Raw genomic sequence first — 14206 nt, forward strand, 5'->3', positions numbered from 1 at the left:
TTGCTAACCATGGATTGCAAGTCACGAGCGATTCAATTGCACGTGATTCGCAATCCTGTTGCCATTCTTGAATTTTGATAGGAAAATTCCTATCACTATCGGTTTTCTACGATGCAGCCCCGCACAAGGACGACATGAAGCCACTCGGGATCAAGGCGAAGGTTGCGCTGGCAACCAGTATCACCTCGATCATGATGATCGCCCTGGTAACCGTGGTTCAGGTGCAACGGGTCAAACAGGATTTTTCCCGTGTGCTGTTTACCCAGCAAACCGCGCTGGTGGGCCGCACCGCCGAGGAGCTCGACGACAAGCTGACGGCGCTGCTCGAGATCGTCGCTTTTTCCGCGCGCAAGCAGCCGCCCGGCCTGGTCAACTCGGCCGAGCGGCTGCGCGCCTATTACCAGGACCGCGCCATCCTCTCGCTGTTCGACGACCTGATCGTCTACAGCGCCGACGGCAAGGCCATTGCCGACCTGCCGGTCGTGCCCGGCCGGGCGGGCATGGATGTCACCGACCGCGCCTATTTCAGGCAGGTGATGACCACCCGCAAGCCGATGATTACCGAGCCGGTGCTGGGCAAGTACCAGCGCGAACCGATCGTGCAGATGATCGCCCCCGTGCTCGACGAGCGCGGCGAGGTGGTGTGCATCCTGTCCGGCGTGCTGCGGTTGTACAAGAACAACTTCCTGGGCCGCCTGCGCCACGCCACCGTCGGCTCCAGCGGCTATTACTTCGCCCTGACGCGCGGCGCCAGGCCGGTGTACGTGCTGCACCCGGACCCCAACCGCCTGCTGCAGCCGCGCGGCGGCCAACTCAACGGTGCGACCACGCTGGCGCTGGCCGACGGCTTCGAGGGCACGGTCGACAGCGTCGATACCGAGGGCCGCGAAGTACTCAACAGCTACAAGATGCTCAAGTCGGTGGACTGGGTGCTGGGCACGTCGCTGCCGGCCGACGAAGCCTACGAGGCATTCGACGGCGTGCTGGCGCGGCTGCTGCTGTGGGGCGGCCTGGCCTCGCTGCTGACGGCGCTGCTGATCGGCAGCCTGGCGGCGCACCTGCTGGCGCCGCTGGTCAGGCTGCGCAACGCCATCGGCGCGCTGCGCGGCTCCACCGCCGGGTTTGCGCCGCTGCCGGTCCACGCCAACGACGAGGTGGGCCAGCTGACCACCGCTTTCAACAACCTGATGCGCGAGCGGCAGGCCGCCGACACCCGCCTGCAAAGCGTACTCGAGTACGCACCGAATGCCATCCTGGTAGTCGGCATGGACGGCCGCATCGAAACCGCCAACCGCGAGTGCGAGCGCTGCTTCGGCTATCCGCGCGACCAGTTGCTGGGCCGCGAGATCGAGATGCTGGTGCCGGCGCCGCTGCGCGAGCGCCATGCCGGCCACCGCGAGCATTTTTTTGCCGAGCGGCTCAGCGCCGAGCCGGTGCGCATGGGGCGCGGCGCCGTGCTGCACGGCCTGCGCAGCGACGGCACCGAATTCCCGATCGAGATCAACCTGAGCGCGGTGCGCACCGACCAGGGCACCAAGGTGCTGGCGGTGATCTCGGACGTGACCGAGCCGCACCGCCTGCGGGTGGAAGCGGCGGCGCGCACCGAAGAACTGGAGCGCGAGCGCGACCGCGCCGAGGCCGCCAACCGGGCCAAGAGCGAATTCGTCGCCAACATGAGCCACGAGATCCGCACGCCGATGAACGCGGTGCTGGGCATGGTGTATTTGCTCGGCAACACCACGCTGACGCCGCAGCAGCGCAAGTACCTGAACATGGTGCGGGTGTCGGGCCAGTCGCTGCTGGGCATCCTCAACGACGTGCTCGACTACTCCAAGATCGAGGCGCGCCACATGGCGCTGGCGCCGGTCGAGTTCAACCTCGACGACACCATGAATTCGCTGGCCACCACCATGACCATGAACGCCGGCGACAAGGAAATCGAACTGGCCATCGCGGTCGATCCGGCCGTGCCGAGGCACCTGCGCGGCGACGCCTTGCGGCTGCAGCAAATCCTGGTCAACCTGGCCGGCAACGCCATCAAGTTTACCGCCGCCGGCGAGGTGGTGGTGTCGATCACGCTGGCCGAGTCCACCTCGCCGGACGTGGTGCGGCTGCACTTCGAAGTGCGCGACACCGGCATGGGCATGACCGCCCAGCAGCTGGGCCAGCTGTTCCACGCTTTTTCGCAGGGCGACCAGAGCATCACCCGGCGCTTCGGCGGCACCGGCCTGGGCCTGGCAATCACGCGCCGGCTGATCGAGCTGATGGGCGGCGAGATCGCGGTCAGCAGCACCGAGGGCCACGGTTCGCGCTTCTGGTTCGAATTGCCGTTCGAGGTGCTGCCGGAGCGCGGCGAAGCGCGGCGCCGGCCGGCGATTGGCGAGCTGCGCCTGCTGGTGGCCGACGACAGCGACACCAGCCGCACCCTGATCGCCCGGATCATCCGCGCCTGGGGCTGGCAGGCCGACGAAGTGGCCTCCGGCACCGAGGCGCTGGCCATGTTCCGCGCCAGCCTGGACGCCGGGCAGCCGTACGACGTGGTGCTGGCCGACTGGCACATGCCGGGCATGGACGGGCTGGCCACGGCCAAGGGCATCCGCGCGGCCGCGCCCGAGGGCGGCCAGCCGGTGGTGGTGATGGTCAACGCCTTTGCCCGCGACCGCCTGGAAGAAATTTCCGCCGCGCCCGAGGTGGACGTGGTGCTGGTCAAACCGATCACCAGCTCCAACCTGTTCGACGCGCTGCACGAGGCGCTGGTGACCAACGGCGAGACCGGCTTGCAGGTGGCGGCCGACCAGGACATCGAGGGCACGCTGGCCGGTTGCCGGCTGCTGCTGGTGGAAGACAACGTGGCCAACCAGGTGGTGGCTTGCGGTATGCTCGAGCTGGCCGGCGCGCTGGTCGACGTGGTGGACAACGGCCAGCAGGCGGTCGACCGCATGAGCACGCGCCAGGGCGAGTACGACGCGGTGCTGATGGACATGCAGATGCCGGTCATGGACGGCTTTACGGCCACCCGCATCCTGCGCCAGGAACTCAAGCTGACCTTGCCCATCGTGGCGATGACGGCCGGCGTGCTCGAAGCCGAGCGCGAGCGCAGCGTGACGGTGGGTGTGACCGCGTTCATTCCGAAACCGATCGAGGTCGAGCAAATGCTGGCGGTGCTGTTGCAGCATCTGCCTAAAAAATCGGCAGCCGCGCCCGTGCCGGCTCAGGGTCCCGCCCAGGTGCCGGCGCTGGTGCCGGTGCTGGTGCCGGCACCAGCGCCCGCCACCGCGCGGCTGGTGGCCGCCCCAAAGGTAGTCACGACAGATACGGCCGCCAGCGAAGCCGATGTCTTCAACGTGGACAAGCTGATGCGGGTGATGGGCAAGGACGCCAAAGGCAGGGCGGTAATGCTCAAGATGGTGCGCGGCGCCATCGAAGGCGGCATGGGGCCGGCCGACGAGGCAGGCCAGGCGATCGCCGCCGGGCGCCTGCCCGATGCCGCCCGCCAGTTCCACACCCTGCGCGGCGCGGTAGGAGTACTGGGCGCGCGCCGCCTGATCCAGGCCACCAAGGACGCCGAGGACGCCATCGCCGGCGGCGACGCCGTGGCGATCGCCGCCGGCTACCAGGCCGTGCGCGCCGAACTGCAGGCGGCGCTGGACCAGGCCGGCGCCTGGCTCGCCCTGCAGCCGGAGTGACAGAGGGAAACTTCAACACATTTGCAGAAATACCACATGTAAACCGTACTGATAACAATTCGCATTTACGGATTGGGCGATCATCGTTACAATCTCACGGATTAGTCGAATAACAACCGGCAACGAGCCGTCCAACCTGTCCGAACGAGAGATACCGCAATGATCAAGAGCCGCAAGCACGCGCAGTCGCGTTTTAACCAACACATGAGCGCCGCGCTGGCCGCGATGCTGCTGCCGGTGGCCGCGCACGCCGCTGCCGCCGCCGACGAGCAGTCGCAAACCCCGCAAACCCTGTCCGAAGTCAAGGTACAGGGCGCCGCCGAAGAAACCTTCAAGGCCGACCGCGCGGTCTCGGCCAAGTACACCGAAAAACTGGTCGATACCGCCCAGACCATCACCGTGATCAAGAAGGAACTGATCGAGCAGCAAGGCGCGGTCTCGCTGACCGAAGCGCTGCGCAACACGCCCGGCGTGGGCGCGTTCTTCCTCGGTGAAAACGGCAACACCAACACCGGCGACGCCATCTTCATGCGCGGCTTCGACACTTCGGGCAGCATCTACGTCGATGGCGTGCGCGACGTCGGCTCGATCACCCGCGACATCTTCAACATCGAACAGATCGACGTGCTCAAGGGCCCGGCCGGCACCGACAACGGCCGCAGCGCCCCGACCGGTTCGATCAACCTGGTCAGCAAGCGCCCGCAACTGGAAGACGCCTACCTCGGCTCCGTTACCGTGGGCAGCGGCAAGCAAAAGCGTGCCACCGCCGATGTCAACCAGGTGATCAACGCCGACAGCGGCAGCGCCTTCCGCCTCAACGCCCTGGTGCAGGACAGCGGCAACCCGGCCCGCGACGTGGTCGAGAACAAGCGCTGGGCCGTGGCGCCGTCGCTGGCGTTCGGCCTGAACAGTCCTACCCGCTTCTACCTGAACTACCTGCACGTCAAGCAGGACAATATTCCCGATGGCGGCGTGCTGACCATCGGCCTGCCGGGCTACACCCCGCCCTACCTGGCGCCCGGCACCACGGCAACCACGATCGAAGCGGCCCGTCTTGACCGCATCCGCCTGACGCCGCTGGCCACTGCGCCGCGCGTCGATCCGAAGAACTTCTACGGCTCGGAAAAGGACCACGACAACGTCACCGCCGACCAGTTCACGGCGCGCCTGGAACACGACTTCGCCAACGGCGTCAAGCTGCAGAACACCACCCGTTACGGCAAGAACAAGCAGGACTACCTGCTGACCGCGTTCATGGCCACCTCCGCCAACCTGATCGTCACCGGCACGCCCGATACCTGGACCATGGTCCGCACCACCCTGACCTACAAGGACCAGATCAACAAGGTGCTGACCAACCAGACCACCCTCACCGGCGAATTCGATACCGGCGCGGTCAAGCACACGCTGGTGGCCGGCCTGGAATTCATCACCGAGAAGCAGACCAACTACACCATCGCCACCAACCCAGGCGCCACCATCACCCGCACCAGCATCTACAACCCGAACCCGGCCACGCCGCAAACCTTCACCTATGCCCGCACCGGCGCGCAAGCGGTGGGCAGCACCGACACCCAGGCCGTGTACCTGTTCGACACCGCCAAGTTCGGCGACTGGATCTTCAACGGCGGCGTCCGACTGGACCACTACAGCACCACCTATGACAGCGTCGCCATCCAGGCCGCAGTCACCGGCAACAATCCGCAGCTGATCCCGGTCGGCACCCGCATCGCCACCAATCTCAAGGTGGGCGACACGCTGGTCAACGGCAAGCTGTCGGCACTGTACAAGCTCACACCAGAGAGCAGCATCTACGCGCTGGCAGCGAGCTCGAAAGCGCCACCGGGCGGCACCAACTTCTCGCTGAGCGCGGCCGCCAACAGCGCCGCCAACCCGAACTATGATCCTCAGGAAACCACCAACTACGAGTTCGGCGGCAAGTGGGATCTGCTCAAGCAAAAACTGTCGCTGTCGGCGGCGGTGTACCGCACCACCGTGAAAAACGAAGTGGAGCAGGACGCCACCAGCGGCACCTACTTCCAGACCGGCGAGAAGCGCAACCAGGGCGTGGAACTGGGCGTGACCGGTGAGATCAGCCGTGGCTGGCTGGTGAGCGCAGGCTACACCCGCATGTCGGCCAAGGTCACCAACGGCCGCGCGGTGTCCGCCGACGGCGAAGTCTACCTGGCCTACACGCCGAAGCAGTCGTTCACTTCGTGGACCTCGTACACCCTGCCGTTCGGCCTGACCATCGGCGGCGGCGTGCGCTTCAACGACCAGCTGCGTCGCGGCACCGACGGCGCCGTCGGCACCCCGTCCCATATCGATTCGTACTGGGTGGCCGACGCCATGGCCAGCTACCCGCTCAGCAAGAACGTCGACCTGCGCCTGAACGTGTACAACATCGCCGACAAGGACTATGTTGCATCGATCAACAAGTCCGGTTACCGTTACACCCCGGGCCAGCCACTGTCGGGCAGTCTGACGGCCAATATCAAGTTCTAAGCATCATCGTCCAAGCATCGTCGATAGCTGCACCTGAGCCCCGCCGTCACCGGCGGGGCTTTTTTCATAGCAAGGAGTGATTCATGTTGTTGCATATCCCTGGCGTTTTGAACCGCGAACAGGTGGCGGCCCTGCGCGCCCGCCTCGACACCACCGACTGGGTCGATGGCCGCACCACGGTCGGCGCCCAGGGCGCCCAGGTCAAGCAGAACCGCCAGCTCGGCGAAACCTCGCCGCTGGCGCTCGAACTGGGCCAGGTGGTGCTGGCGGCGCTGGCCGCCAGCCCGGTGTTCTTCGCTGCCGCGCTGCCGCTGCGCACCATCGCGCCGCTGTTCAACAGCTATGCCGGTGGCGAGCACTACGGCGCCCACGTCGATGGCGCCATGCGCCGCATGCCAGCGACCGCTGCCGGTCCCGGTGCATGGGTGCGCACCGATGTCTCGAGCACGCTGTTTTTAAGCGATCCGGACGACTACGATGGCGGCGAGTTGATCGTTACCGACGTGTACGGCGAACACGAGGTCAAGCTGCCGGCCGGCGACCTGATCCTGTATCCATCGACCAGCATCCACCGGGTGGAGCCGGTCACGCGCGGCGCCCGCGTGTGCTCGTTCTTCTGGACCCAGAGCATGGTGCGCGACGATATGCGGCGCTCGATGTTGTTCGAGCTGGACCAGAACATCCAGAGCCTGCGCTCGCGCCTGGGCGACTGCCCGGAACTGGTGGGCCTGACCGGCCATTATCACAACCTGTTGCGCCAGTGGAGCGAAGCTTAACAGCCGGAAAATACAGCATCGGCCGACCGTTGTTTTACGGTCGCGTCAGCATTTTTTTGATGCAATAAAGACCATAAAAATAAAGAACGTTCATTACAATCGTCCCTACGGGCGGTTGGCATGCGATTGCATCGGCATCGGTGCACAGCCTCCCGCTTCAGGGAGGCAACCATGGCATGCAACCATCCGGCCGCACGACCGGCTTCACGCACTTCATCAACCCAATCCACCCAATCCACCCCGTTGAACCGGCTGCGTACCGTCCTGCGCCTGGTGCCCCTGGTCTGCGCGGCCTGGTGCGGCAATGCGCTGGCAGTCGACGTCCTGTTCCAGGGGCCGCCCGGCAGCAGCGGCGTCAACGGCGCCACGCCGGGCGCGCCCGGCACCGCCGGTGGCGCCGCGCCGCCCGCTTCCTACTTGTTGTTCGGCGCCGATCCGGTCAATCGCCTGGGGGTCGGTGGCGGCGCTGGCGGCAACGGTGGTAACGGCGCCAATGGCGCTACCGGCCAGACCGGTGGCGCGGCCGGGGCTGGCGGCGCCGGCGCCGCGTCTTCGGCCGAATTGTCGGTGGCGGCGCCTGCCACCGGCGCCAGCCTGGCAGTCACCGCCAACGGCGGCCTGGGCGGCAACGCCGGCCAGCCGGGTACCGGCGCCCAGACTGGCGCCGCTGCAGCGGGCGGCGTGGGCGGCACGGCGTTTGCCAACGGCGTACTCACCAGTTCCGGCAACGGCGCCGTACAGGGAACTGCGCAAGCCACCGGTGGCCAGGGTGGACGCTCCACCGGCGTGCTCAATAGCGCGGCCGGCGGCGATGCGCTCAGCAACCTCACTGCGGTGGCGCTGGGCAGCGGCGCGGTCGGCGTGCGCTCGCTTGCCACCGGCGGCCAGGGCGCCGCCACCACCGCCGACGGCGCGGCCGGCGGCGCCGGCGGCAATGCCTCGGCCAATGCCGGCATCGGCAATCCCTATGCCACGCTATCCTCGTACAACCAGGACGTGCACGCGACCGGCGGCGCCGGCGGCCACGCCAATTTCGACATCGACAACGCGCCCTTCGCCTACGGCGGCCGCGGTGGTGACGCCACCGCCAGCAGTGGCGGCACCTTCAACACCCGCACCGGCACCCTGACGCTGGTGCAAAGCGCCACCGGGGGCGCTGGCGGCGATACCGTGTTCGGCTTTGCCGGACGCGGCGGCAACGCCATGTCCACCGTCACCAGCGGCCTCGGCGGCGCACTCGGCGCCAGCGTCGACAGCATTGCCACCGGCGGCATCGGCGGCAGCGGCGCGGGCAACCCGTTCACCGACCCGCTGTCGGGCACGCCGGGCGCGGGCGGCAATGCCGCCAGCACCATCTCGCTCACCGGCGCCGCGCCGGCGGCCGGCAGCTGGAACGCCGTGATCGCCGCCAACAGCACCGCGCTGGCGGGCGTGCCCGGTACCGGCGCCTTCTCCGGCGGGGGCGGCACCGCCGACGCCACCGTGACGGTGGCCGGCTACGGCCGCGTGACCGGCAACGCGCTCGCCACCGGCGGCTACGGCGGCGACCAGGGCGGCGCCGCCAACGCGCGCGCCACGGTCACTTCCAACTACAGCGCGGTCGCTGCCGCCACCGCCAACGGGGGCGGTGCCTTCTTCAACCCTGGCGCGCCGGCAACCGCGCGCGCCGACGCCACATCGGCCTGGCACGCCAGCGCGGATGCAGTCGCCATGTCCGGCAGCGGCCGCTTTGGCAATACCGAACCGGCATCGGCCATCGCCCAGGCCTCGGTCAACCGCGCAGCCAGCCGGCCACCACTGCCGCCTGCCTCGCTGCTGGCGCCGGAGGCGCGCGCGCACGCGCTGGCCAGTTTCCGCGGCGGCGACGTGCTGGCGCGCAGCAGCTACAGCGACGCCAGCCTGGGCGCCGTGGTGGTGGCCACCGCCAGCTCGGCACAGCCCGCCGAGTTCTACCAGCCCGAGGCTTACAGCGCTGCCAACGTGGGCGGCAACGCCTACGGCCCGTGGACGCCCGATGCCGCCACCGGCATGGTCGCCTCGTACGCCAGCGCGCTGCCCGATCCGGCCTCGCTGGCGCCGCTGATGGCGGCCTCGCCCAGCATTGCGGCGGCGTTCGACGGTGCACAGGTGCTGGGCGCAGGCACCATGGGGGCGATGTTCTTCCCGTTTACCGCCACGGCGCAATACAGCGTACCGTTTGCCGCCGGCAGCCATTTGCTGCTGGGCCTGGGGCTGCCGTATAACTCGGACTTCGACACCGCCAACTTTGAGTTTTCGGTCAGCAATGGCGCGACCGAACTGTACGCGGGCAGCTTCAACAACCCGGACCAGGCCGCACTGTTCTTCTCCGATAACGTGCTCGACCTGGGTGTATTCAACACCAGCACGCTCGATTTGCTGGTGCGCTTCTCGTTCAACGGTGGCATCTATGGCTTCAGCTATGTGCTGGGCGCTGGCAATGCGCTCACGCCGGTGCCGGAACCGGGTTCCTGGCTGATGCTGGTGCTGGGACTGGCGCTACTGGCCTGGCGCGGCGGCGCATTGCGACGGCTACCCGCGCGCGTTTGATCTGGCGCAAACGCCGGGCAGCGGGGTAGCCTGCAACACCCTGCTTGAAAATGCTTGCCACAAATCACGGCCCCATGACATGATCAATGTCAGACTTTTGCTTCCGGCTTCTCCGGAATGGGGCTGCAATGGATCGTGTGGTTGGCTTGTCCGCGCAACACCAGCGGCGCGCCCCGGCGCCGCGCCACACAACGCCCCCGATTACCGCTTGCATGCCGCTAGCTGTGCGCTGCAATAGCTGTACCAGCGGTCATTTCCTCTTCTTTTCCCCCTGCATGTCGTCGCCCTCAGGTTGGCAGGCATGCGCATATCCGTTTCAGGAGCGACTATGTTTGCAAACATGAAGGTAGCGGTACGTCTGGCGATCGGTTTCGGCGCGGTGGTCGTGTTGCTGCTGGTGCTGTCGGCGGTGAGCCTGACGCGCATGGCGGCCATGGACCATGACATGGACTTGCTGATGGAAGACCGCTATCCGAAGGTGATGATGGCCAACGAGGCCGCCACCCGCACCATCGACAACGGCCGCCAGGTACGCAGCATGATGCTGGCCACCAGCGACGCCGAGCGCGACAAGTACAAGGCAGTGGCCGAGGCCAACCGGGTCAAGGTGGCGGAAGCGTTGTCCAAACTCGACAAGCTGATCAACAGTGACAAGGGCCGTGCGCTGTACCAGGACATCGTGGAAAAGAGCAATGTGCTCAACCCGGCCTACAACCAGCTGTACGCGCTGATCAAGGAAGATCCCAAGCGCGCGCTCGATTACATGAAGGAAGAATTCCTGGTCGCCAATACTGCCTACCTGGGCGCGCTCGACAACCTGGTCAAACATCAGACTGCGGTGATGGACCAGGAGCGCGAGAACGCCAGCGACCACTTCGCCAGCACGCGCATGCTGGTGATCGCATTGTCGGTGGGCGCGGTATTGATCGCGGTGGCGCTGGCATGGGCCATCACGGCCAGCCTGGTGCGCAGCCTCGGCGGTGAGCCGGCCTATGCGGCGCAGGTATTGCAGCGCATTTCCGATGGCGACCTGTCGAGCGAGGTCGTCACCCGGCCCGGCGACAAGGGCAGCCTGCTGTTGACGGTCAAGCAGATGGTGGCCAAGCTCAAGCAGGTGATCGACGGCCAGCGCACCGTGGTGGAAGCGGCCAATCGTGGCAACTTTGGCGCCCGCGTCGAGCTGGCCGGTTTGCAGGGCTTCCAGCGTGACATGGGCGAAGGCTTGAACCAGCTGGCCACCACCACCGGCGCCAGTATCGACGACGTGGTGCGGGTGATGGGCGCCATGTCCGACGGCGACCTCACGCAAACCATCGACAAGCCGTACGAAGGCGCGTTCGGCGAACTGAAAAAATACGCCAACACCACCGTGGCCAAGCTGGCGCAGGTGGTGTCGGAAGTAAACGCCAACGCCGAAGGGCTGGCAGCCGCCTCGGAGCAAGTCAGTGCGACGGCCAACTCGCTGGCGCAGGCCGCCAGCGAACAGGCGGCGGGGGTGGAAGAGACCTCGGCCTCGGTGGAACAGATGACCGCGTCGGTGGCGCAAAATACCGACAACGCCAAGGTCACCGACGCCATGGCCAGCCGCGCAGCCGTTGAAGCGACCGAAGGGGGCGAGGCGGTGCGTTCGACGGTGTCGGCCATGAAGCAGATCGCCGCCAAGGTCCTGATCATCGACGACATCGCCTATCAGACCAATTTGCTGGCCTTGAACGCCGCCATCGAAGCGGCGCGCGCGGGCGAACACGGCAAGGGTTTTGCGGTGGTGGCGGCCGAGGTGCGCAAGCTGGCCGAGCGCAGCCAGGTCGCGGCCCAGGAAATCGGCGAAGTGGCCACCAGCAGCGTGGGCCTGGCCGAGCAGGCCGGCCAGATGCTGGGCGCGATGGTGCCCAATATCCGCAAGACGTCCGACCTGGTGCAGGAAATTACGTCGGCCTCCGAAGAGCAATCGGCCGGCCTGGCGCAAATCAATTCCGCCATCGCCCAGCTGAGCCAGACCACCCAGCAAAACGCCGCCGGCTCCGAACAACTGGCGTCCACCGCAGAACAGATGAGCAGCCAGGCCGAGGAGTTGCAGCAGGCGATGAGTTTCTTCCGAGTCGCCGGCAGCGTAAGAAGCCCCGGCGCCGCATCGGGCAATCACGGCGCCAGTCGACACCAGGCACGCCCGGCTGCGGCCGCACGCAACATCGCAGCGCCACGCCAGCAGGAGTTCGCCTCGACCGGGCCGGATGAATCGAAGTTCGTGCGGTACTAATTCAGCCCCCCACCTACCCGGATGGTTACACTTTAATAGCATAGACGTAGTCACAATTCCTGATTATAATTGCGAGTGATTATCATTTAGATTGCTCACCATTCAGGAGTTGTGATGTTCCACCGCGCAGGCAAACCATTTTCATCCATGCCAGCCATGCGCCCCGTGCGCCTGGCGGCCCGACTGGCACTGCTCTGCGCGAGCGCGGCCATCACGTTCCCGCTCGCCCACGCTGCCGATGCTGCCGACGCTGCCGATGCCGTGGCGCCAGCGCGTGCCGACAGCGACCGCGACGCGCTGCTGCCCACCGTGACCGTCACCGGTACCAGCGACCGTGTCACCACCGAGAACTCCGGCTCGTTCGGCAGCCGCAAGACGTCGATCGTCAAGGGCCTGGAATCGGTGCGCGAGATTCCGCAGCCGGTCACCGTGCTCACGCGCCAGTTCATCGAAGACCGCGCGCTGCTCAACCTGACCGACCTGATGCTGGCCACGCCCGGCATCGCGGTCGATTACACCGACAGCGAACGCATCACCTATCACTCGCGCGGCTACCAGATCGACGCCATGCAGATCGACGGCCTGACCATCACCCAGGGCGGCTCGGCCTTTGCCCAGCCCGATGCGGCCGTGCTCGACCGCGTGGAAGTGCTGCGCGGCGCGTCGGGCATGTTGCGCGGCTCGGGCAATCCGTCGGCCACCGTCAACCTGGTGCGCAAGCGCCCCACGCGCGACTTCCAGGCGTCCGCCACGGCAGTGCTGGGTTCGTGGGACCGGCGCCGCGTCGAAGGCGATATCGCGGGCGCCCTCAACGATGCCGGCACCGTGCGCGCGCGCCTGGTAGCGGTCAGGGAGAAGAAGGACTCGTTCCAGAAGGCGATGCAGGAAGACCGCCAGGTGCTGTACGGCGTGGTGGAAGCGGACCTGTCGTCCGACACCCTGCTCACGGCCAGCCTGCAGCGCACCGAGCTCGATGCCACCGGCGCGTGGGGCGGCATGCCGGCCAAGCTGGACGGCTCGTCGATGAACCTGCCGCGCGACACCTTTCTCGGCGCCTCGTGGAACCGCTGGAACCGCGCCAACGAGCAGGCATTCGTGGAACTCGAGCACCGCTTCGACAATGGCTGGAGCGCCAAGGCCAGCGCCGGCTACCTGCACCTGAAAATGGATCCGAACGGCTTCAAGCAGTCGTACATCGCCCGTCCCACCGGCAGCAAGGACGATTACCTGTTCGGCGTGACCACGTCGCAATACACGGGCGACGACAGCCAGCAGGACAATTACTCGCTCAGCGCCAACGGCCCGTTCACGCTGCTGGGCCGCCAGCACAAGCTGGTGGTGGGCGCGGAAACGCTGCGCACGCGCACGGTCGCCACGGCCGGGCTGGGCAACCAGTTCCCGCTCAATAACATCGACATCCGCAACTGGGATCCGTACAGCACCTACCCGGAAAACGACCTGGTCACGGTCAACACCTTGCAGCCGACCTTTGTCCAGCAGCAGGGCGTGTACGCCACCACCAGCCTGTCGCTGATGGACTCGCTCACGGCGCTGGCCGGCGCGCGCCTGAGCTGGTACGAGTACCGCGCCCCGGCGGCACCTGCCACCAGCTACAAGGTGGAGCGCCAGACCACGCCGTTCGTGGGCCTGGTGTACGACATCACGAAAAAGCTCAACGCCTACGTCAGTTACACCGAAATCTTCACGCCGCAGAACGTCAAGGACGTCAACAACAATATGCTCAAGCCGATCACCGGCGAAGACTACGAGGCGGGCCTGAAAGGCGAATTCTTCGGCGGCAAGCTCAACGCATCGGCTGGCATCTTCCGCATCAACAACGTCGGTCGCGCCGTGGAAGACTCGGCCGGACCGGCCACCTGCGCGCCGTCGAACCCGACGGGCCGCTGCCGTATTGCCGGCGGCAAGACCGAGAGCCAAGGCTGGGAAGCGGAGCTGTCGGGCGAGCTGATGCCCGGCTGGAGCATCCAGGGAGGCTACACCAACACCCGCACCAAGTACGTGGTCGATACCGCCGCCAACACCAACCAGCCGCTGCGCGCGATCGATCCGCGCCACCAGTTGCGCTTCTTCAGCAACTACCGCCTGGCTGGCCTGCTCAAGGGCTGGACCGTGGGCGGCGGCGCCAACATCCAGAGCGACGCCACCGTCACCGGCAGCGGTCTGTCCGCGCGCCAGGGTGGCTACTCGGTGCTCAACGCCATGGCCGGCTATCGCTTCAACGACCGCTACTCGGTGCAAATCAACGTCAACAATCTCGCCGACAAGACTTACTACAAGCGCTTTGCGCCGTCCGGCCTGGCCTATTACTACGGCGATCCGCGCAACGTGGTGGTGACCTTGCGCGCGGCGTTGTAAGCGCTGGCCTGGAACGCAGCGCCTGCCTGGCGCTGACG

6 protein-coding genes are annotated in these 14206 nt (G+C 66.6%); all 6 read left to right on the forward strand.

Annotated elements, in window-relative coordinates; genetic code table 11:
• Positions 1-134: 134 nt before the first annotated feature.
• The 6 genes from J2X54_RS01175 (at position 135) to J2X54_RS01200 (ending at position 14168) form a co-directional block, all read left to right on the forward strand.
• Entirely contained in the window at positions 135-3686 is a 3552-nt protein-coding gene (locus J2X54_RS01175) for a response regulator (RefSeq protein WP_310176847.1), read from the forward strand.
• Between the two features lie 159 nt (positions 3687-3845).
• Positions 3846-6191, forward strand: coding sequence for a catecholate siderophore receptor Fiu (locus tag J2X54_RS01180; RefSeq protein ID WP_310176849.1), 2346 nt, complete (start codon positions 3846-3848; stop codon positions 6189-6191).
• 83 nt (positions 6192-6274) lie between these two features.
• A complete protein-coding gene (locus J2X54_RS01185; protein WP_310176851.1) occupies positions 6275-6967 on the forward strand; it encodes a Fe2+-dependent dioxygenase in 693 nt (230 codons plus the stop codon).
• 171 nt (positions 6968-7138) lie between these two features.
• Complete coding sequence (locus J2X54_RS01190; protein ID WP_310176853.1) at positions 7139-9535, forward strand: PEP-CTERM sorting domain-containing protein; 2397 nt, start codon at positions 7139-7141, stop codon at positions 9533-9535.
• Positions 9536-9863: 328 nt separating this feature from the next.
• Entirely contained in the window at positions 9864-11792 is a 1929-nt protein-coding gene (locus tag J2X54_RS01195) for a methyl-accepting chemotaxis protein (RefSeq protein ID WP_310176855.1), read from the forward strand.
• Between the two features lie 114 nt (positions 11793-11906).
• Positions 11907-14168, forward strand: coding sequence for a TonB-dependent siderophore receptor (locus J2X54_RS01200; protein WP_310176857.1), 2262 nt, complete (start codon positions 11907-11909; stop codon positions 14166-14168).
• Positions 14169-14206 lie beyond the last annotated feature (38 nt).

This window comes from Duganella sp. 3397, from assembly GCF_031456625.1.
Classification (GTDB): Bacteria; Pseudomonadota; Gammaproteobacteria; order Burkholderiales; family Burkholderiaceae_D; genus Rugamonas; species Rugamonas phyllosphaerae.